We start from the raw sequence: 20810 nt of genomic DNA on the forward strand, positions 1-20810 counted from the left end.
TCACTCATGATCGCGATCCAATCCACATCGCTGCGGCGACAACCGCGATGACTCCGACAACCCACATGGCCATGCCCTCGGACACCGGTCCGAAGCCGCCGAGTGCGTAGCCGCCCTGCGGCTTGGTCTCACTGGCGTACTTGACGTAGCCGATGATGTCCTTCTTCTCGTTCTCGGTCAGCTGCCGATCGGAGAACTTGGGCATGTTCTGCGGGCCGGTGAGCATGGCCGTGTAGATCTGCTGCTCGTTGGCCGGGTCCAGGGTGGGCGCGTACTTGCCCGAGGACAGCGCTCCGCCGCGACCGGTGAAGTTGTGGCAGGAGGCGCAGTTCAGACGGAACAGTTCGCTGCCGCGTCCGATGTCGGATCCGCGCAGCTCACCCTGTGCCTTGACGGGGTAGCCGTCCTCCATCTTCACGGTGCCGTCGGTGTTGTGTTCGTAGACCACCGAGGGGCCGCCACCGACGGACTGCACGTAGGCGCCGAGCTGATCGGTCTGTGCCTCGGTGAACTTCGGTGGCTTGCGGGCGGCCTGGGCCTCGCCGCGGACGGCGGGCATGCGGCCCGATGAGACCTGGAAGTACACCGACGCGTCACCGACACCGACCAGCGAGGGACCGCGGTCCTGGACACCGTCGAGGTTGCGACCGTGGCAGGTGATGCAGGACGTCTCGTAGAGCTTCTTGCCGTCCTGGATCAGGGCGGCGTTGGTCTGCGCATCGGCCGTGGCCACCTGCGGCGACGGCGTGATGACGGTCGCGAGTCCTCCCGCGACGAGCAGGCCCGCGAGCAGGAGCAGGGCACCGGTGGCGCGCCTGCGGAGCTTGCGACGGGATTTCGCCCGCTTGGGATCGGTCCGCGCGGTGTCGACAGCGGGCCGGTCGGCCGAGTCGTCCGCCTGCACGGGCGGGGGAGAAGAACTCATCTCTGCTCTCTCTGATGGTTGCTGATTGGAGCGGGTGACGTGATCCACCGGGCTGCGGCGGAGTGGGTCACCGGATGAAGTAGATGGTGGCGAACAGGCCGACCCACACGATGTCGACGAAGTGCCAGTAGTACGACACCACGATCGCCGCGGTGGCCTGGGCGGGGGTGAACTTGCTGAGCTTGGTTCGCACCAGCAGGAAGATGAACGCGACGAGACCGCCGATGACGTGCAGGCCGTGGAAGCCGGTCGCCATGTAGAACACCGAGCCGTACGCGCTCGAGGAGAGCGTCGTGCCCTCGTGCACCAGGTGGTAGTACTCGTAGCCCTGTCCGGCGACGAAGAACGCCCCCATGACGAAGGTGAGGATGTACCAGCGGCGCAGGCCGAAGACGTCGCCGCGCTCGGCGGCGAAGACGCCGAGCTGGCAGGTCACCGACGAGAGGATCAGGACCGCCGTCACCGGGATGGCGAGGAAGAGATTCAACTCCGTCGGCTCCGGGGGCCAGTTACCCCCGGAGTTCGCTCGTGCCACGAAGTACATCGCGAACAATCCCGCAAAGAACATGAGCTCACTGGACAGCCAGACGATGGTGCCGACACTGACCATGTTGGGACGGTTCAGAGAGTGCACCCTCGAGGTGATGGCTGTGCCCGAGGTACCTGCAGCGCTAGTCACGAAATCAAGTATGACGGTTCGTAGTATCTGATGACTACTCGGGTCGGGAAAAAGTTCCGACGGAAATGAGAGGCACGGTCATGACGCGAGACCTCAACGGACACGAGGTTCCCACCAGCCGTGTGCGGCGCCTGCTCGGACGTCTCGGCGGCGGGGGCTCGGCGGACGCAGAACTGACCGCCGCCGACCCCGATCTGATCGTCGTCGCGGAGAGCTTCGACGACTCCGCGGCCAGCTCAGCGGTACTGGAGGACTCGCAATGGCGCAGCGCCGAGCAGGCCGTGGTGCGCCACATCCTCACCGTTCCCGAGGGCCGTGTCGACGAGGCCGTCGCCACCGCGGCCCAGGACGGCTACGAACGGGTCGACGTCTCCGGGCTCAGCGGGGTCGCCCAGGGGGCGGGCGTGTCGGGAACGGGGGCCACCGGGGTGGCCGAACACACACTGTTGGGGTTGGCCAGACCACAGCTCGTCGACGCTCTGCACTGCTCGCAGGAACGCTCTCGGATGGCCGGACTCGGCGCGCGCCACGACGGGACGGTGCTCGGCTGGCAGGTGTTGCAGCGACCGCCGCACTGAGCTCGCCGCAGACCGGGTCGGCTCGCCGCACTCGGATGTCCGATCCCGTCGGCCTACGAATACGCTGCACTCCCATGGACGCGACCTGGCCGAACATCCTGGGCACCCTCGTCGACGGGCGGGATCTCTCGGCCGACGACGCCCGGTGGGTGATGAACGAGATCATGTCCGACAACGCGACCGCCGCGCAGATCGCCGCCTTCGGGGTCGCGATGAAGATGAAGGGCCCGGTCGCCGCTGAACTCAACGGTCTCGCCGCGTCGATGTTGGGGCACGCGGTGCGCGTGCACCTCGATCAACACGCCGTGGACATCGTCGGTACCGGCGGGGACCGGTCCAACACCGTCAACATCTCCACGATGAGTTCGGTCGTCGTCGCCGCGACCGGCGTGCCGGTCATCAAACACGGCAACCGGTCCGCGTCGTCACGCAGCGGTGGCGCCGACGTGCTCGAAGAACTGGGCGTCGCCATCGGGCTGGGCGCGCAGGACGTGGCGCGGTCGGTGGCGCAGGCGGGCATCGGTTTCTGCTTCGCGCCGGTCTATCACCCGGCACTGCGCTTCGCCGGTGCGCCGCGCAAGGAGATCGGTATCCCGACGGTGTTCAACGTCCTCGGTCCGCTGACGAACCCGGCGCAGCCGCGCAGTGGGCTCGTCGGCTGTGCGTTCGCCGACCTCGCGCCGGTGATCGCCGATGCGTTCGCCGAGCGAGGCAACTCGGTTCTCGTCGTCCGCGGTGACGACGGTCTCGACGAGCTGACCATGACCACGACGTCGTCGATCTGGCTCGCCCACGGGGGCACCGTGCGAGCGATGTCGTTCGACCCCACCCGCGTCGGGTTGTCGCTGTGCGCGCCGGGCGCTCTGACCGGCGGTGACGCGGTCTTCAACGCACGCGTGGCCCGGGAGACCTTCGCGGGCGCCACCGGTCCGGTGCGAGACGCGGTGCTGCTCAACGCGGCCGGCGCGATCGTCGCCTACGACCTCGCCGGCGATACGCCCGTCGAACTCGACCCGGGTGCGTTCGACGACGACCTCTACGCGCGGTTCACCGCGGCGATCGCCCGCGTGTCCGAGGCGATCGACTCCGGTGCCGCGACCGAGGTCCTGGACCGCTGGGTGCGCATCACGGGCTGAGCACCACGTCGGATGGTCGACGGCGGGTGGTCAAAGGCAGATCACTCGCCGATGGAGAAGCCGTCCTCGATGTCGGAGCTCGAGTAGGTCTTGAACGCGATGTGCGTGGCCGTGTGACGCACGCCGTCGATCCGGTTGATGGTGCCGGTGACCACGTCGGCGATCTGTTCGTGGTCGCGGACGGCGATCGTCGCGATCAGATCGACGTCCCCGGCGCAGGAGTAGACCTCGCGGACCCCGTCGACGTCGGCGATCGCCTGGGCCGTCTCGGGGATGGTGTGCACGTCGGCGGTGATGAGGACGATGGCCGTGATCATCGGGCCACTGTATGCACCGACGTCCCGGGGCGATGTCCCAACCGCGATGCACCGGTCCGTCAGCCGGCGAGAGCCACCAGCTCGCGCGAGCGGGCGTGCGCGGTCGCCACGGTCCGGCGCCAGTCGCCCCACCGCGCCGCGGCGGCCACCGGCAGCATGAACGGCGCTGTGCTGCAGACGATCCGGGATCCCGGTGTGACCAGCCAGGCGTAGACGAGGGCGGCCTCCTCGGCGGCGGCGCCCCGCAACGGTCCCGGCCCGGGGACCACGGTCTCCGCGGCGAGCGCCAACGACTGCGCCACCTGCATCGGTGCGACCCCGCGCGTGGCCACACCCGCGCTGGCGAGTCGGCCGTGGCGGATCACCGCGAGTTCCCATCCGCCGCTGCCGTCCGGTCTCGCGGCGACGAGCTCCGCTATCCGACACAGGGCGGTGAGGCGTTGGCACCGCTCCAACCCGGCGAGGGTGACCGCGAGGCGATCACGCAGCCGCGCAGCGGTCTCGAACATCTCCGCCGACGCCAGCGTGTGCAGCCGGTCGAGCACGGTCCGCAGCGGCGCGTCGTCGTCTCCGGTCATCAGGGCTGTGGCCCGCTCGACGGCCGGGGTGTAGCCGCCGGCGTCGACCGGGGTGTCCGACGCCGCGTGACAGCCACCGACCGGGCGGCGACCGTCGGCGGTGACCGTGCAGGTGTGGGCCGCGCTCGAGGAGAGTCGACGGGTGCACGACCGCAGGCGGGTGACGGTGGCGATGAGGTCGGCCACCGCGGCGGCGTCTCCGCGGACACGGATCGGCCCGACGGCGACCGTCGTCGGGTTCTGGCTGACCTTGAGGCGGGGGAACGGCTCCTCGGTGAGGCAGACCCACCACCCCCGGTGCGGGGATTTCGACCGACGGTTGTAGGCCGGGGCGTGCGCGGCCAGCAGTCGTAGCTCCCGGACACCCGCCTCGAGGCGATGAGCACACTCGACGTGATCGATCGAGACCGCCAGCGTCACCATCTCGCGCATCCGGGCGCGGGTCTCCGATCCGGTGAAGTACTGCCGGGTGCGGCGTCGCAGGTCGACGGCGGTCCCGACGTAGAGGACCTCGCCGGACGGGCCGCGGAACAGGTAGACGCCCGGACGGGCGGGCAGATGGTCGGTCATCTGCCGTTTGGCGCGCTGCGCGGTGCTCAGCCCCGGCAGGAAGTCGATCAGCTCCCGGTAGCTGTGCACTCCGAGGTTGCCCACCCGCTCGAACAGTGCGTGCATGACCTCCACGGTGGCCCGTGCGTCGTCGAGGGCGCGGTGCGTGGGAGTGGTGGCGACGGCGAAGTGTCGGGCCAGCGCGGAGAGCTTCACCGTCGGTGCCTCGTCGCGGGGGAGCACCCTGCGGGCGAGCTTCACCGTGCACAGCACCCGCCGGAACGTCCAGGGGTGCCCGAGCTCCGCCGCCGCCGCCCTCAGGAAGGACATGTCGAAGCCGGCGTTGTGCGCGACGAGCACGCAGCCCTGCGCGAACTCGAGGAAGGCGGGCAGCACCTCGTCGATCCGGGGCGCCCGGTACACCATCGCCTCGGTGATACCGGTGAGCGCAACGATGTGTTGGGGGATGGCCCGTCCCGGGTCGACCAGCGTCGCCAGTTCGCCCAGGATCTCCCCGCCGCGCACCTTGACCGCCCCGATCTCGGTGATGCGGTCCGTCGCGGCGCTGCCGCCCGTGGTCTCGAGGTCGACGATCACGAACGTCGTCTCGAACAGTGGGGGATCGAAGCCGGCGTCGCCGATCGTGTCGAACGACAGCTGGGTGCCGAGTACGGCCGGATCGCTGGCGTCGTCGACGCTCGGCTCGGTGGTGCCCACGAGGCCAGTGGTGCTGGTGTGAACATCGAGGTCAAGGTGATCAGGGAGACCCATGAGGCGAACACTAGTTCGACCGACTGACACGCCTGATTCCCGAGACCTGCGTCGGGACGTGCGGTTCGACGCCGGTGGGCGTTGTCGGAGGGTGTCGTTAACGTCGCCGACGAGAGCCTCGAGGGCTCGCACCGGGTCCTCGGGCCGGTTGATTCCAGCAACTTCGTAAATGAGATGGAGATCACAATGCAGCTCGACTGCGGGACCTGCCCAGGCCGTCCCCGTGCCTGCGACGGATGCATGATGACGGTGTTCTTCGCGGCCCCCACCACCATAAACGGTGCCGATGGCCCGATCGGCGCCGACGCATCCGCAGCCCGAGAGGCCGATCGTCTCCATCTCGCCATCGACGCCTTCGTCGCGGCCGGGATGGTGGGTGCGTCCGCGCACGACCTGCCCATCGTCCGGGAACACGGTGGTCAGGGAGTCGACGGTCACGAGAACGTGCGCAGACTCCGCGCGAGTTGAGGATTCGAACCACGACGCACCGAAGATGTGTCCCGGTGGACAGATGCGGGCGACGTTTCGTAACCTTTCCGAGACCTTACGGAGTAACCCGCTTCACAACGGAGCGGATCGTCTGGTCGCCGCTCAATCGTCCTGCGGGACGAACCGGGGAACCATCACTTCGGACCACGTCCGATCGGGGTGAATCCCCCTTGTGCCACGCACCGCCGAAGACCCGGTCATCCGGGGCGAGGCAGCAGGCGCAAGCGGGTAGGGCCACTCTTCCGGCCCGAATCCGACAGCTAACTCGGTAGGCGGCTGAGGAAGAACTAGAGGAGAACTCGCTTCGTGGCGAAACACCGTTTGGAACAGCCGAACTCCGGTCTGAAGACAGCACGCAACGCCGTGGTCACCGGCTCGATCGCCCTGGGCACCGTGGCCATGGGAGCCGGCCCGGCACTCGCGGCACCGGTCAACATCCCCGGCATCGGCACCTTCGAGGTCCCCGGCATCACCGAGAAGCAGGTGCCGCCGCAGTTCAAGTCCAAGCCGAAGGGACCGCAGACGTCACCGAACCTGTTCGGCAACGTGGGCGCGACCGGCAAGCGCGCCGCATCGGCTGCGCTGACCCGTATCGGCTCGCCGTATGTCTACGGCGCCGCGGGCCCGACCGCCTTCGACTGCTCCGGACTCGTCTACTGGGCCTACAAGCAGGCCGGCAAGACCATCCCGCGTGACAGCTACGGCCAGCTCGGTGGCGGCACGCCGGTCGCCAAGAAGGACCTGCGCCCCGGCGACGTGGTCATCTTCCTCGGCGGATCGCACGCCGGTATCTACATCGGCAACAACAAGATCGTGCATTCCTCCACCGAGGGTGTCCCGGTCCAGAAGGCCAGCCTGGATTCCATGTCCTTCTACGGCGCACGTCGCTACTGACCGTCGGCGTCGATGCGCGACGTCCGATCCGAGATCGTCGGAAACGCCGAGATCGCTCCCCGTCCCGGCATATCCTTCCGTGGGCGGAGGGGGAGTTCACGCGCCACGATCGTCGATGGTCGGATGGCTGGAGATGTCGGCGGTTCCCGGCAGTGATGGTTTGTCGATGATGTGGGATCGGGTGCAGTGGAAGTGGGGATCGACCAAGTGCGTGTGAATCGAGCGGCAGTGGTCATGCGACTGCTCACGTCGGTGGTGCTGACCACGCTCGTCATCGCGCTGGGGTTCGGATCGTCCGCAGGCGCCGACCCCTCGCCCCGCAGCCCCGACCAGCTGCTGACCCGCTACAACTCGCTCGGCCGCGAAGCCGAGAAATCCGCCGAGGCCATGCACAACGCGGAGATCCAGCTCGCCGCCGGGCGGCGCGCGGTGTCGGAGTCCAAGGCCGGGGTGGCAGCCGCGACCAAGACTCTCGACGGTCTCTCGACCCGGCTCGACGAACTGCAGGGGCGTGTCGACGGCCTCGTCCGCGCCAGCTACCGCGGCGCCCGGGTCAACCGGCTCTACGCCGTTCTCGTCTCCGACTCCCCGCAGTCGTTGCTCGATCAGATGTCCGGACTCGAGATGGTGTCCCGTCAGACCGTGCGGGACCTCAAGGCCTATCGGACGGCCAGCTCGGCCGCGACGAAGGCGCGTGACGCGGCCACGGCCGCGGGTCGCAGAGCAGCTGACGCCGTCGCCGCCGTCGACAAGCGCCGCGCGGACCTCCAGTCCAAGCAGAGTGATCTGCAGCTGCAGATAGTCCAGGTCAAGGCGGTGTACGAGTCCCTCACCGGGAAGCAGCTCGCCGCTCTGCGGGGCCCTGTGATCGATTTCGATGCGTCGTTGGTGGCCAAGGGAACCGCGGCCGAGGCAGTGGCCGTCTCGGCGGCGCTCACCCGCATCGGCGATCCGTACGTCTGGGGTGCCACCGGGCCGGGACAGTTCGACTGCTCCGGCCTGATGGTGTGGGCGTACAAGCAGGCGGGCAAGGTCCTCCCCCGATCCAGTGAGGCGCAGCTCGCCGGCGGAACACCCGTGGCGCGTGACGACCTGAAGCCAGGTGACCTGGTGATCTACTACGCGGACGCCAGTCACGTCGGGATGTACATCGGCGACGGTTACGTGGTGCACGCATCCACGTTCGGTGTCCCGGTCAAGGTCGCCCCGCTCGACGAGGCGGGGCCCTACAAGTCCGCCCGGCGATACTGACCGTGCGGTCCGGGTTCCCTCGGTCGACGCGATCGGCCCGGCGGTTGCGCATGCGTCTCGTCGCCGTCGGCATGGTCGCCGCCACGGTGACCCTCGCGGGCTGCGGGTCGTCGGCGGAACCGGACGCGGGGCCCACCTCGCAGGCCAACGTCTACGAGGACCAGCGCGAGTCCTCGGTCCTCGCCACCCTCGACAAGCTCACCACCGCTCAGCGCGCGGGTGACACCGCCGCGGTCGACGCACTCGTCGATCCCGCGGCCACACCGGAGTTCCGGGCGTCGCTCGAGCAGCAGACCATCAACGTCCAGGCCGCCGGCATGGCGACGTTCCGGTACCGGATCGATCGGACGACGGCCCTCGGCGAGGTCCTCGTGCCCACCGACCTCCAGACGCGTCTGGATGACGAGGGCAGCTCCGATTCATGGATCGCACCGGTCGGGTTGCAGTACGCGCTCGCCGGTGTCGACGAACCACCCGTCGATGTCGTCCGACCTCTGGTCCTGGCCCGCTACGACGACAGCTGGAAGGTCGTCGGCGACGCCGGGCCCATCCAGGGTGAACCGGCGCCCACCCCCCAGTTCTGGGACTTCCCGGGTGTCCGGGCGACGCGCGCGGCCACCGCGGGCGGCGAGTCGGTCGTCCTCGGATACCCGGACAGCGCTGCGTTGGCCACCCGACTGACGGCGTCGTTGCCCGGTGCCGTGGCGGCGGTGAGCGCTTTCTGGGGCACGCAGTGGCCCCAGCGCGCGGTGCTGATCGCGACCGACTCGAACTCTGCGTTCGCGGCCCTGTCGGGCAGTGTGGGAGCCGACTCGAGCGCGGCCGCCGCCGCGACGGTCTCCGCGTCCGCCGATGCGGTCGACGGGTTCACCGAGGGGCAGCGGATCGTGTTCACCCCGGGATCGGTGACCGGACTGGCCGGTCCCGCTCTCGACGTGGTGCTGCGCCATGAGATGACCCACGTCGCGGCCCGCACCAAGACCGCGCCCACCTCGGCCAAATGGGTCACCGAAGGGGTGGCGGAATACGTGGGGCGCAAGGGCACCTACCGGCGTCTGTCCGACGCCGCTCCCGACTTCGCGGCACAGGTCGCCGCCGGGGGCGCCCCTGCCGCGCTGCCGACCGACGCGGCCTTCACGGTCTCCGGTCCACAGGCGCCGATCGCGTATCAGAGCGCCTGGTCGTTCGCCGCCTACGTCGCGGGTGAATACGGCGACGCGAAGCTCCGTTCGCTCTACCTGGCCCTCGCCACCGGCCCCAGCACCGCGGCCGCGCAGGCCGCCGCGATGCAGTCTCAACTCGGTGCGCCCGGTTCCACGGTGCTGGCGGGATGGCGGACGTGGTTGACCGAGCAGGTTCGCCTATCGTGACTCCGGTGATGCACCGGACGTTGTTGATCACCAACGATTTTCCGCCGCGCCCCGGCGGAATCCAGTCGTATCTGCAGAATCTGGTCGACCGACTCCCCGCCGGGCAGATCACCGTCTATGCACCCCGTTGGCGTGGGGACGCCGCCTTCGACAGCGCGCAACCCTATGAGGTCGTCCGCCACCGCACGGGACTGATGCTCCCCACCCCGTTCGTCGCACGCCGTGCCGCTGCGCTCGTGCGTTCCCACGCCATCGACACCGTCTGGTTCGGCGCGGCCGCACCGCTCGCGGTGCTCGCCCCCGCGGTGCGGGCGGCGGGGGCGCGTCGCGTGGTGGCCAGTACCCACGGTCACGAGGTGGGATGGTCCATGCTGCCCGCGGCCCGCCAGACCCTGCGACACATCGGCACCCATGCCGACGTGGTCACGTTCGTCAGCACCTACACCCGTGGACGGTTCGCCGCCGCCTTCGGGGCCGATGCCGCACTCGAGCATGTGCCACCGGGTGTGGACACCGTGCGCTTCGCCCCGAACCCGGACTCACGCAACCGGATCCGGGAGCGGCATGATCTCGGCGACGCCCCGGTGATCCTGTGTCTGTCGCGACTGGTGCCCCGCAAGGGGCAGGACGTGTTGATCGACGCCCTTCCCGCGATTCGGGAGCGGGTCCCGGGCGCCCGGTTGCTCATCGTCGGAGGTGGGCCGTATCGCGAGGAGTTGCAACGACGCGCGCTGCACGCAGGCGTCGCCGATCACGTCATCCTGACCGGCTCGGTCGACTCGGACGACGTACCGGCGTACCACGCGGCCGCCGACGTCTTCGCCATGCCCGCGCGCACCCGCGGACGCGGGCTCGACGTCGAGGGGTTCGGCATCGTCTACCTCGAGGCCTCGGCCAGTGGGATACCGGTGGTCGCCGGAACATCCGGCGGTGCGCCGGAGACCGTGCGCCGCGGGGTGACCGGTGAGGTCGTCGACGGACGCGACGTCGCCGCGGTCGCAGGCACCGTCGCCGACATCCTCGCCGACCCCGCTCGCGCCGCAGCCATGGGTGCGGCCGGGCGCGAGTGGGTCGTCGAGAACTGGCAGTGGCGGTCGATGGCCCGACGGCTCGCGACCCTGCTGTAGCGCAGGGGAGACTCAGCGGCCGTACAGCGCCTCTATCTCGTCGGAGAACTTGTCGGTGATGACCGATCGCTTCATCTTCATCGTGGGGGTCATCTCGCCGGAGGACTCGGTGAAGTCCTCGGGCAGGATCCGGAACTTCTTGACACCCTCGGCGTGGGACACGGTGCGGTTGGCCTTCTCGACCGCCGCCGAGATGACCTCGCGCAGATCGGGATCGTCGACGAGGTCGGCGACCTGCGCCGAGTCCGACTTGCCCGCACCGGACTTCCACTTCGAGAACTCGTCCGGGTCGATCGTGACGAGCGCTCCGATGAACGGGCGACCGTCGCCCACCAGCATCGCCTGTGACACCAGTGGTTCCGAGCGCATCGCGTCCTCGATGCCGGCGGGGGAGACGTTCTTGCCGCCCGCGGTGACGATGAGTTCCTTCTTGCGGCCGCTGATGGTGATGTAGCCGTCGTCGTCGACGCTGCCGAGGTCGCCGGTGTGGAACCATCCGTCGGTCAGCGCCTCGTCGGTGGCCTCCTGGTTTCGCCAGTAGCCGTCGAAGACGACGCCGCCGGACAGCATGACCTCGCCATCCTCGGCGATGCGTACGGTGTTGCCGCCCAACGGCTTCCCAACGGTACCGATGCGCTGCGCGTCGGGTGTGTTGACCGAGAACGCCGCGGTCGTCTCGGTCAGTCCGTAGCCTTCGCAGATCGGCACACCCATACCGCGGTAGAAGTGCCCCAGACGTTCCCCGAGCGGCGCACCGCCGGAGATGGCCAGGCGACACCGTCCGCCGAGGGCGTCGCGGAGCTTGGAGTAGACGAGCCGGTCGAACGCGGCGTGCCGGCCCCGCAGGAGGAGTCCCGGGCCCCCGTTGTCGAGGGCGCGGCTGTACTCGACGGCGGTGTCGGCCGCGGCGTCGAAGAGCTTCTCGCGTGGCCCGCCCCCGGAGTTCTGGCGCGCGGTGTTGTAGACCTTCTCGAACACGCGGGGCACCGACAGGATGAAGTCGGGACGGAATTCGCCGAAGTGCGCCACCAACTTCGGGATGTCGCTGGTGAAGCCCACTTCGGTGCCGCTCTGGATCGCGACGATCGTGATGGCGCGCGCCAACACATGGGCCATCGGCAGGAACATCAGGGTCCGCGAGCCGGGTTGGAGCAGTTCGCGCAGATCGGACTGCAGGACCGCCGCGGTCTCGCTGAGCAGGTTCGAGTGGGTCAGCATGCAGCCCTTGGGTCGACCGGTCGTCCCCGAGGTGTAGATCAGGGTGGCCGGATCCGACGAGGTGACACCGGATCGGCGCGCGGTGATCTCGTCGGCGTCGACATCGGCGCCCTGCTCGGTGAGCTCGGCGACCGCACCGTCGGAACCGGCGGGCCCGTCGATCTGATAGATCCGACGCACCGAGGACAGGCCGTGCTCGAGATCCTCCACGATGGAACGGTGCTCGTCGTTCTCGATGATCAGGGCGGTCGCCTCGGAGTCCTGCAGGATCCAGTCGATCTGTCCGCCCGAGGACGAGTCGTAGATGGGCACCGTCACCGCGCCCGCCGACCAGATGGCGAAGTCGATGATGGACCACTCCGGCCGCGTCGACGACAGCAGCGCGACCCGATCGCCGGCTGCCACGCCCTGTGCGACAAGGCCTTTGGCCACGGCATCGATCTGCGCGGTCAGATCCTTCGCCGTCAGCGGCTTCCAGTCGGACCCGTCGGCGACCCGAAACACCACCTGGTCGGGATCTTTCCCGGCGATGTCGACGATGATGTTTCCGCAGTGGTCATCCGGGCTGATCTCGAATGTCGCGGGCACGCTGTGTTCGCGCATGCCGACCTCCATGGTTGCGATGGCAGACAGGCCGCGATCGGCCCTGACCGCAAGCCTAAGCCTCGCCGGGGTGCCACCGGGGCGAGGTGGACGACGCCGGTCGCCGCGGGAGCGTGTACGACGCGGACGGTCGGTGTGTGAAGCTAGTGCGGTGAGCAGCATCCAGGTCGCGGACGAGACCTTCGTCGCCGCGTCACCCCACGCGGTGCGTGAGGTCCTCGGCGATCGGGCGCACTGGCGGCGCTGGTGGCCCGATCTGACGCTGTCGGTGGTCGAGGACCGCGCCGAGCAGGGCTTCCGGTGGACGGTCGCCGGGGGTGTGGTCGGCACGATGGAGGTGTGGTGCCAGGCCGTTCTCGACGGGTTCGTCCTGCACTACTTCCTGCACGCCGAACCCGATGAGATACTGCCCAGCGGCGGTCGCGCACTCGGCGACCGGTTGGCACACCTGAATCACGATCGCAGGGTGGCCGGGCGGGTCATGTCGACCGAGGTCAAGAATCGTCTCGAGGCCGGCCGTTCGATCGGCGACCCGGCTGCGGGGAGGAACTGAGGTCCGATGGCAGACAGAACCGAGCAGTCCATCGTCATCAACGCCGACGCGGACGCGATCATGTCGGTTATCGCCGACTTCGACCGCTACCCGGAGTGGGTGTCGGCGGCGAACAAGGTGGAGATCATCGATCCCGGCGACGGCAGGCGGGCGAGGCAGGTGCGGTTCACCCTCGACGCCGGCGTGCTGCGCGACACCTACGAGCTGTCCTACACCTGGACCCCGGACGGCAACGCCGTCGAATGGGATCTCGTCAGCAGTGACCTGCAGACCGCCCAGCACGGCCGGTACTCGCTGGTGCAGCAGGCGTCCGGATCCACCAAGGTCACCTACGAACTGATGGTGGACCTCGCGATCCCGATCATCGGTGCCCTGAAGCGCCGGGCCGAGAAGGCCATCACCGACGCCGCGCTCAAAGAACTCAAGAAGAGGGTCGAAGGCTGATCGATCTCGCGCCCATCCACCTCGTGATCGGCCCAGGGGGGGCCGGCGTCTCGACGGTCGCCGCCGCGGCGGCCGTCGCCCCGCCGCGCTCGGGTGACGGCGGGTCCGACGGTCGCACACTGCTCGTCACCCTGGACCGGTTCCGTCAGGCGTCCCGCGTGTTCGGTGTGTATTCGACGCCGGGACAGCCGATCCCGGTGTCGCAGCGCGCGAGTCTGCTCGAGATCGACACCCTGGCCCTGCTCGGTGACGTGTGGGCCCTCCTGCGCGGACCGATGGCGCTGGCCGGCGGCGGCGCGGCGGCGGGGGTCAGCGAGATCGACCCCGACGAGCTGACCGGTCTACCTGGGATCGAACAACTGCTGGCCTGGCGCCGTATCCGCGACGAGGCCGTCTCCGGTGCCTGGGAACGGGTCGTCGTGGACTGCTCGGGCAGTGTGGACGCGGTGGCGTTCCTCGGGGTCGCCGAGCTCGTCGCCGGGTACCTGGAGAAGATCTGGCCCCGACACCGTCGACTGGCGGGCGCATCGGAGAACCCGAAGTTGACCGGGGCCGCGGCCGTGGTCGACGCCCTCGTCGCCGACTGCGAGGACATCATCGGTCTGCTCGTCGACCCGACATGTGTCCACGCGCACCTGGTGGTGCCCCCGGGCGTCCACGGGCGTGAGATGGCGCAGCGACACCTCGCGGTGCTCGCGCTCATGGGGATCTCCACGTCGTCGCTGATCGGTAACCCCGGCGCCGGACGCCCCGGGGACGACGATGCGCTCGACGCCGAACTCGCACGCGACCATCCCGACCTGACAACGGTTGTCGCGCAGCTGCTCTCGTCGCCGCCGCGCACGGTTGCCGCACTGCGCAAGATCGGGGTCGACTTCTCCGACGCGCCCGGACCGCAGGCCGGGTCGCGTGCCGCTGAGGTCGACCGGCTCTCGGGTTCTGGACTGTCCGCGGTCTACCGTCTCCGGTGGCGCCAGCCGCTCCCGGATCCGCGCACCCTCGCGCTGGGGCGCTCCGGGGACGACCTGCTGGTGACGGTCAGCGGCTTCCGGCACCGTGTCCCGCTGCCCTCGGTGCTGCGCCGGTGTTCGGTGCGCGACGCACGATGGGAGGATGGGATGCTGAACATCCGATTCCAGCCCGATCCGCGGGTCTGGCCTCGCCACGACCCCGAGGTCGACGGGGAGTAGGGCGCCCGCTAGCGCCGGAGTCGAGGTGCCTGCGAGTAGGCACGACATGATGACGACAGCGATCGGAGGGGAGTGATGATGTCCGACAGTGCCGGGGGCGACACCCCCGACGCGGATCCGGTGCGCACTCTCGTCCTCGGACTCCTCGAGCGGGTGGAGCAGTTCGCCGCCACCGTGATCAGCGACCGTGACCCCCGCGAGGGCGGTTCCGCCGATCTCGGACCGGCGATCCGCGCGACCGTCGACACGGTGATCACCGAGATCGGGGAGTTCGCCACCAACATCATCGCGGCGATCATCGCGGTGCTCGAGGCCATCTCGGCCGCCCTCGACGAGGCGATGGGTGCCCGCGGTCGCAGCGCTCCGGGACATCCGACCCGGCCGGCCACCGGATTCCAACCCATCGCGGTCGAGGTGGAGATGGGCGAACCGCAGTGGTGACCACGCACACGATCGGCATAGACATCGGTGGCACGAGTATCCGCGCCGCCGTGGTCGACGCACGCGGCGAGATCCTCGACAAGGTGCGGGCGCAGACACCGCCCACCGCACCGGCCCTGGAGAAGTGTCTCGACCGCCTCGTCGCAGAACTCCGCTCTCGGTGGCCGGTCGAGGCGGTCGGCCTGGCGGTGGCGGGTTTCCTGACCCCGGACCGGTCGATGATCCGGTTCTCCCCACACCTGCCGTGGCGTGAGGTCGCAGTTGGCGCGGAGATGAGTGCACGGATCGGGCTGCCGGTCTCCCTCGAGCACGACGCGAACGCGGCCGCGGTCGCCGAACGCCGCTTCGGCGCCGCCGGCGGCGGCCACAACACCCTGGTGCTGGCCATCGGAACCGGCATCGGTGCCGGACTGCTGCTCGAGGGGCGCCTCTACCGCGGCAGCCACGGCGTCGCGCCCGAGCTCGGGCACCTGTGCGTCGTGCCTGGCGGTCGGGTGTGCTCGTGCGGCAAGTTCGGCTGCTGGGAACGGTATTGCAGCGGCACCGCACTCGTGGACAGCGTGGTGGAACTGGTCGCCGACGGCGCCTATCGGTCCAGCCTGTTGGCACGGGAGACCGCAGAGGACCCCGGTTCGTTGACCGGGCGGCGCGTGTCCGCGGCGGCGGCCGACGGAGACCCGGTCGGCGTGGCCGCGGTCGCCGAGTTCGCACGGTGGCTCGGTCAGGGGCTGGCCATGATCGGCGACATCTTCGATCCCGACCTCATCGTGCTGGCCGGCGGCGTCGGCGCGTCGAGTGGTCTGTTCCTCGACGAGGCACGCGAACACTACGGCGCGATGCTCACCGGATCCGGGCACCGACGGCTGGCGCGGATCCGCGGAACGCAGCTGGGCGAGGCGGCCGGGATGATCGGTGCGGCCGACATCGCCCGCAGTGATCTGCGCAGGGTGCCCGCGCCGACCGCCGGTGGGTAGAGTCACACGAGAAATGCGTTGGCACATCGGGTCGATCGGAGTTGCTGGGCTATGTGGTACTGGCTGTTCAAGTATGTTCTGTTGGGCCCGATCCTGAACCTGGCCGGCCGGCCCCGCGTCGAGGGCGTGGAGAACCTCCCCGAGAACGGTCCGGCCATCCTGGCCAGCAACCACCTCGCCGTCGTCGACAGCTTCTACCTGCCGATGGCGAGTCCGCGTCGTATCTACTTCCTCGCCAAGAGCGAGTACTTCACCGGAACCGGTCTCAAGGGACGGTTCCAGAGGTGGTTCTTCACCGCCGTGGGACAGATCCCGATCGACCGGTCCGGCGCGGATGCGGCCGAGAACGCACTGATCTCGGCTCGTCGCAAGCTCGAGGACGGCCAGTTGATGGGGATGTACCCGGAGGGCACACGTTCGCCCGACGGTCGGTTGTTCAAGGGCAAGACCGGCCTGGCCCGGATCGCGATGGAGACCGGGGTACCGGTCATCCCGGTGGCGATGATCAACACCGACAAGCTCAACCCGCCGGGGACCACGTTCCCGCGACCCACCCGGATCACCGTCCGGATCGGCAAGCCGCTGGACTTCTCGCGCTACGAGGGCATGAACGGCAACCGTTTCATCGAGCGCGCGGTGACCGACGAGATCATGTACGAGCTGATGCGACTGAGCGGGCAGAAGTACGTCGACCTCTACGCGGCCAGCCTCAAGAAGGCTGCAGAGGGGACCGCGGAGCCGGTCGTCGAACCCGGTTCGACCCGGGCCGAGCCCGCCGCCTGACGGTGTCGCGGCCCACCACCGTGATGGTGACGAGGACCGCAAGACCCCAGAGGCAGTAGGCGTTGCCCGCGACCGCATCGAGCGCATCCCAGACCGCGGGACGTCGGGGCAGGAACTGGAACGGCCCGGCCGCGAACGCGAGCACCCCGGTCACCGCGAGGGTTCCGTAGCACCGGCGGATCGTCCGGTCCGGTGAGCGCACGGCCACCACCGCGAGCGCCAATACGGCGGGGAGCGACCACACCCAGTGGTGCGCCCACGAGGTGGGCGAGACCAGCAGCGCCCACACGGCGGTCACGGCCACCGGGAGCACATCGCCGCCCAGCGGTGCGCAGCGTCGGATCGCGACGACCGCCAGCGCTGTGAGCGCGACGACGGCCATGGCCCACAGCACGTGCTCGGTGTGTCCCGAGCCGCCGAACAACCGAACCAGGAAGCCGTTGACGCTCTGGTTGTTACCGCCGGACAGGTCGCCGATCCGGTCGGTGTGGAAGACGGTGTGCGTCCAGTACCGGACCGAATCGGCCGGGGCCCACACCGCTGCGACCGCGGCCAATCCGACGAACGCGCCGACCGCTCGCAGGGCCGCACGCCACTCCGCGCGGACCAGCAGGATCAGGACGAACGCCATCGGGGTCAGCTTGATCGCCGCGGCGACACCGATGAGCACGCCGCGCCACGGGGAGTCGCGGGGCACGAGCAGCAGGTCGACGGCGACCAGCGCCATCAAGACCACGTTGACCTGTCCGTACCCGAGGGTCATCCAGAACGGGTTGAGCCACAGCGCGCCGGTGGCGACGACGAGCGCGATCCAGAGGCGGTTCTCGGGGGTGCCGATGGACAGGCGGAACAGGACGATCCGCGCGATGACGACGGTCAGCACCACCGTCGACAACGTGATGGCCACGCCGGCGACGGCGAGGGGGACCGTGCTGAACGGGAGGAACATCAGCGCCGCAAACGGCGGATAGGTGAACGGCAGCCAGATGCCGTCGGTGGTGAACGGCATCGATCCCGACGCGTAGAGCGAACCGCCGTTGCGCCACACCTGCGCGCCCATGCGGTAGACGTCGATGTCGATCCGGTCGAACGCCGGGAACGTCCGGGTGAACGGGAGACCGATCGTGTGACCGATCGCCGTCAGCGTGAACGCGACGAGAATGAGGCCGATCAGCCGTCGCGAGGGACGCCACGCGGCCAACCCCGCGTCGGCCCTCTCGACGCGGTCGGTGAGGGCGGTCATCGATACACCTGAGCGCATAGGGTCTGAGTGTGCGCTACTTCTACGATTCCGAGTTCATCGAGGACGGTCAGACCATCGAACTGGTGTCGATCGGTGTGGTCGCCGAGGACGGTCGGGAGTTCTACGCGGTGTCGTCGGAGTTCGACCCCGCACGTGCTGGGGGCTGGGTGAGATCTCATGTCCTGCCACAATTGCCGTCGCCGTCGTCGAAAGCCTGGCGGTCCAGGCGACAGATACGTGACGATCTGCTGAACTTTCTCACCGCCGGCGATGGCGAGATCGAGTTGTGGGCGTGGATCGGCGCGTACGACCACGTGGTGCTGTGTCAGCTGTGGGGATCGATGACGGCGCTGCCGCGCCCCATCCCGCGGTTCACCCGCGAACTCAAGCAGCACTGGGAGGCGCTCGGTCGTCCCGAGCTGCCCGCCCCGCCCGCCGACGCCCATGACGCGCTGGTCGACGCCCGACACAATCTGGTCCGCTGGCAGTCGATGACGGCCGCGGCGGACGCAGGTGCTGTACGCGAATCGGACCCGGATCACCGCAGGCACTAGGCTGTTGCGGTGGTGAACTGGACCGTAGACGTACCGATTGACGAACTCCCCGAGTTGCCGCCGTTGCCCGGCGACCTGGCCGAACGCTTCTCCGACGCCCTGTCGCGGCCCGCGCTGCAGCAGCCGTCGTGGCCCGAGGACAAGGCGCGGGCGATGCGGACCGTGCTCGAGAGTGTCCCGCCGATCTGCATGCCCGCCGAGGTCGAACACCTCTCCGAGCAGCTCGCGCAGGTGGCCCGGGGTGAGGCGTTCCTGCTCCAGGGCGGTGATTGCGCCGAGACGTTCGTCGCGAACACCGAACCGCACATCAAGGGCAACATCCGCACGCTGCTGCAGATGGCGGTGGTGCTGACCTACGGCGCGAGCATGCCCGTCGTCAAGGTCGCGCGTATCGCGGGGCAGTACGCCAAGCCGCGGTCGTCGAACACCGACGCCCTCGGTCTGCAGTCCTACCGCGGCGACATGGTCAACGGCTTCCCGCCGGACGAGGCCGTCCGCGCACACGACCCGTCGCGACTGGTCCGTGCCTACGCCAACGCGAGCGCGGCGATGAACCTGGTGCGCGCGCTGACCGGCGCCGGGCTGGCCGACCTGCACAAGGTGCACGATTGGAACCGTGAGTTCGTGCGCACCTCACCGGCAGGAGCACGCTACGAGGCGCTCGCCGGTGAGATCGACCGCGCGCTGCGCTTCATGGACGCATGCGGTGTCAACGACTCGAACCTGTCGTCGGCCACCATCTACGCCTCACACGAGGCGCTGGTGCTGGACTACGAACGCGGCCTGCTGCGACTCGCCGACAACCCGACCGATCCCGACGGCGAGAAGGTGCTCTACGACCTCTCGGCCCACTTCCTGTGGATCGGTGAGCGGACCCGCCAGCTCGACGGCGCGCACATCGCCCTCGCGGAGCTGATCAACAACCCGATCGGGGTCAAGATCGGGCCGACGACCACGCCCGAACAGGCCGTGGAGTACGTGCACAAGCTGGACCCGCACAAGGTCGACGGTCGTCTCACGCTCGTCGCCCGGATGGGTAACGGCAAGGTTCGTGACGTCCTGCCGCCCATCGTGTCCGCGGTCGAGGCGACCGGGCACAAGGTGATCTGGCAGTGCGACCCGATGCACGGCAACACCCACGAGGCGTCCACCGGCTTCAAGACCCGGCACTTCGACCGCATCGTCGACGAGGTCCAGGGCTTCTTCGAGGTCCACCGCGCACTCGGTTCACATCCCGGTGGCGTGCACATCGAGCTCACCGGCGAGGACGTCACCGAATGTCTCGGTGGCGCGCAGGACATCTCGGACCTCGACCTCCCGGGTCGGTACGAGACGGCATGCGACCCCCGTCTGAACACCCAGCAGTCGCTGGAACTGGCGTTCCTGGTCGCGGAGATGCTCCGGGGCTGAGCCCCGTTCAAGTCTCGGGAACGTGCGGGGGCATCGTCCCCCCGTGCGCGGTCTGAGGTCGGTTCTGCGCTACCGATCAGTGCTCACGCGGCCGTGGAAATGCATGTCATGCCACCCGTCGGCGTGTGGGACCGACAATCGATGGGTTCCCTCGGCCACGAATCCGGCCTTCTCGGCGGTTCGGCAGGACGCGTGGTTGGCGACAGAGTGCTCGAGATGGAGCCGGTGTAGTCCGGCGTGGTCGAATGCCCAGCGCGACATGGCGTCGACCGCGGACGCACACAGTCCGCGACCGCGGGCGGCGGGCACCATCCAGTAGGCCACCTCGGCGTTTCCGTCCTGGAGGTCGATCCGCCGCAGGGCCACGCGCCCGAGAAGCGTCCCGGCGTCTCCATCCGCGAGGGCCCATTGCGCGCCGGATCCGTTTGGCCACTCCGATCGCCAGCGTTCGATCACCGCGCGGGATTCCTCGAGGGTGTCGATCCGGCGACTGTGCCACTGCTGGATCGCCGGGTCGTCATAGGCTGCCGCGACCGCGGCGGCGTCGTCGGACTCCCACGGTCGCAGAATCGAGCCGCCGGGCCCGTCGATGACGGGTTGCGCTGTCGTCGGGAAGAAGTCGGACGCCACGACCTGCTGAACGAGTTTCGGCACCGGGCCATCGTCGTCCATCGGAGGCAACGGCGTCCACAACCGTCACCCCTGGCGATCCATCCGGGCGCATTGCCCGGAT

Annotated in this window: 22 protein-coding genes and 1 riboswitch; of the genes, 15 read left to right on the top strand and 7 right to left on the bottom strand. The window is 69.1% G+C overall.

What is annotated here, in order from left to right; all coding sequences use genetic code 11:
• Positions 1-4 precede the first annotated feature (4 nt).
• Together qcrC and ctaE are read right to left on the bottom strand one after the other, a co-directional pair.
• Positions 5-925 (bottom strand): cytochrome bc1 complex diheme cytochrome c subunit, encoded by a 921-nt coding sequence (gene qcrC / locus IEV93_RS13050; protein ID WP_188490106.1) that lies wholly within the window; start codon positions 923-925, stop codon positions 5-7.
• Positions 926-992: 67 nt separating this feature from the next.
• Positions 993-1604, bottom strand: a complete 612-nt coding sequence (gene ctaE / locus IEV93_RS13055) for an aa3-type cytochrome oxidase subunit III (protein ID WP_188490107.1) — start codon at positions 1602-1604, stop codon at positions 993-995.
• Positions 1605-1684: 80 nt separating this feature from the next.
• On the opposite strand from ctaE, the gene IEV93_RS13060 reads away from it, so the two are divergent.
• On the top strand, positions 1685-2182 hold the full coding sequence (locus IEV93_RS13060; RefSeq protein WP_229705080.1) for a hypothetical protein: 498 nt from the start codon (positions 1685-1687) through the stop codon (positions 2180-2182).
• 74 nt (positions 2183-2256) lie between these two features.
• On the top strand, positions 2257-3318 hold the full coding sequence (gene trpD / locus IEV93_RS13065) for an anthranilate phosphoribosyltransferase (RefSeq protein WP_188490109.1): 1062 nt from the start codon (positions 2257-2259) through the stop codon (positions 3316-3318).
• 41 nt (positions 3319-3359) lie between these two features.
• Here the strand turns inward: trpD and IEV93_RS13070 are convergent, their stop codons facing one another.
• Positions 3360-3635 (bottom strand): Lrp/AsnC family transcriptional regulator, encoded by a 276-nt coding sequence (locus IEV93_RS13070; RefSeq protein WP_188490110.1) that lies wholly within the window; start codon positions 3633-3635, stop codon positions 3360-3362.
• A 59-nt stretch (positions 3636-3694) separates the two neighbouring features.
• On the bottom strand, positions 3695-5533 hold the full coding sequence (locus IEV93_RS13075; RefSeq protein WP_188490111.1) for a DEDD exonuclease domain-containing protein: 1839 nt from the start codon (positions 5531-5533) through the stop codon (positions 3695-3697).
• A gap of 243 nt (positions 5534-5776) precedes the next feature.
• On the opposite strand from IEV93_RS13075, the gene IEV93_RS13080 reads away from it, so the two are divergent.
• The 5 genes from IEV93_RS13080 (at position 5777) to IEV93_RS13100 (ending at position 10664) form a co-directional block, all read left to right on the top strand.
• Positions 5777-6001: a hypothetical protein gene (locus IEV93_RS13080; RefSeq protein ID WP_188490112.1), complete on the top strand. Its 225-nt coding sequence runs from the start codon at positions 5777-5779 to the stop codon at positions 5999-6001.
• A 110-nt stretch (positions 6002-6111) separates the two neighbouring features.
• Positions 6112-6312, top strand: a riboswitch (cyclic di-AMP (ydaO/yuaA leader).
• 16 nt (positions 6313-6328) lie between these two features.
• Entirely contained in the window at positions 6329-6916 is a 588-nt protein-coding gene (locus IEV93_RS13085) for a C40 family peptidase (RefSeq protein WP_188490113.1), read from the top strand.
• A 234-nt stretch (positions 6917-7150) separates the two neighbouring features.
• Positions 7151-8167, top strand: coding sequence for a C40 family peptidase (locus IEV93_RS13090; RefSeq protein ID WP_188490583.1), 1017 nt, complete (start codon positions 7151-7153; stop codon positions 8165-8167).
• Positions 8168-8217: 50 nt separating this feature from the next.
• Entirely contained in the window at positions 8218-9537 is a 1320-nt protein-coding gene (locus tag IEV93_RS13095; RefSeq protein WP_188490114.1) for a hypothetical protein, read from the top strand.
• A gap of 8 nt (positions 9538-9545) precedes the next feature.
• Positions 9546-10664: a glycosyltransferase family 4 protein gene (locus IEV93_RS13100; protein WP_188490584.1), complete on the top strand. Its 1119-nt coding sequence runs from the start codon at positions 9546-9548 to the stop codon at positions 10662-10664.
• Between the two features lie 12 nt (positions 10665-10676).
• Here IEV93_RS13100 and IEV93_RS13105 read toward each other — a convergent pair whose 3' ends face one another.
• Positions 10677-12485: an AMP-dependent synthetase/ligase gene (locus IEV93_RS13105; RefSeq protein WP_188490115.1), complete on the bottom strand. Its 1809-nt coding sequence runs from the start codon at positions 12483-12485 to the stop codon at positions 10677-10679.
• 151 nt (positions 12486-12636) lie between these two features.
• Between IEV93_RS13105 and IEV93_RS13110 the strand changes: the two genes are divergently transcribed.
• From IEV93_RS13110 to IEV93_RS13135, 6 genes are all read left to right on the top strand, one after another.
• Complete coding sequence (locus tag IEV93_RS13110) at positions 12637-13038, top strand: hypothetical protein (protein WP_188490116.1); 402 nt, start codon at positions 12637-12639, stop codon at positions 13036-13038.
• 6 nt (positions 13039-13044) lie between these two features.
• Positions 13045-13482: an SRPBCC family protein gene (locus tag IEV93_RS13115; RefSeq protein WP_188490117.1), complete on the top strand. Its 438-nt coding sequence runs from the start codon at positions 13045-13047 to the stop codon at positions 13480-13482.
• Positions 13483-13505: 23 nt separating this feature from the next.
• On the top strand, positions 13506-14672 hold the full coding sequence (locus IEV93_RS13120) for an ArsA family ATPase (protein WP_188490118.1): 1167 nt from the start codon (positions 13506-13508) through the stop codon (positions 14670-14672).
• A 78-nt stretch (positions 14673-14750) separates the two neighbouring features.
• Positions 14751-15113, top strand: a complete 363-nt coding sequence (locus tag IEV93_RS13125) for a hypothetical protein (RefSeq protein WP_188490119.1) — start codon at positions 14751-14753, stop codon at positions 15111-15113.
• Positions 15110-16087: an ROK family protein gene (locus IEV93_RS13130; RefSeq protein ID WP_188490120.1), complete on the top strand. Its 978-nt coding sequence runs from the start codon at positions 15110-15112 to the stop codon at positions 16085-16087. The genes IEV93_RS13125 and IEV93_RS13130 overlap by 4 nt, the downstream gene beginning before the upstream one ends.
• A gap of 51 nt (positions 16088-16138) precedes the next feature.
• A complete protein-coding gene (locus tag IEV93_RS13135) occupies positions 16139-16870 on the top strand; it encodes a lysophospholipid acyltransferase family protein (protein ID WP_188490121.1) in 732 nt (243 codons plus the stop codon).
• On the opposite strand, the gene IEV93_RS13140 is transcribed toward IEV93_RS13135, so the two are convergent.
• Positions 16797-18113 (bottom strand): glycosyltransferase 87 family protein, encoded by a 1317-nt coding sequence (locus IEV93_RS13140; RefSeq protein WP_188490122.1) that lies wholly within the window; start codon positions 18111-18113, stop codon positions 16797-16799. The genes IEV93_RS13135 and IEV93_RS13140 overlap by 74 nt on opposite strands.
• Before the next feature lie 29 nt (positions 18114-18142).
• Here IEV93_RS13140 and IEV93_RS13145 point away from each other — a divergent pair, with 29 nt between their 5' ends.
• Entirely contained in the window at positions 18143-18667 is a 525-nt protein-coding gene (locus tag IEV93_RS13145; RefSeq protein WP_188490123.1) for a polyadenylate-specific 3'-exoribonuclease AS, read from the top strand.
• Between the two features lie 9 nt (positions 18668-18676).
• A complete protein-coding gene (locus IEV93_RS13150; protein ID WP_188490124.1) occupies positions 18677-20077 on the top strand; it encodes a class II 3-deoxy-7-phosphoheptulonate synthase in 1401 nt (466 codons plus the stop codon).
• A 69-nt stretch (positions 20078-20146) separates the two neighbouring features.
• Here the strand turns inward: IEV93_RS13150 and IEV93_RS13155 are convergent, their stop codons facing one another.
• The gene (locus tag IEV93_RS13155) at positions 20147-20731 is read right to left on the bottom strand and encodes a GNAT family N-acetyltransferase (RefSeq protein WP_229705081.1); all 585 of its coding nucleotides are present in this window, start codon (positions 20729-20731) and stop codon (positions 20147-20149) included.
• Positions 20732-20810 lie beyond the last annotated feature (79 nt).

The sequence above is a fragment of the Williamsia phyllosphaerae genome (assembly GCF_014635305.1).
GTDB lineage: Bacteria > Actinomycetota > Actinomycetes > Mycobacteriales > Mycobacteriaceae > Williamsia_A > Williamsia_A phyllosphaerae.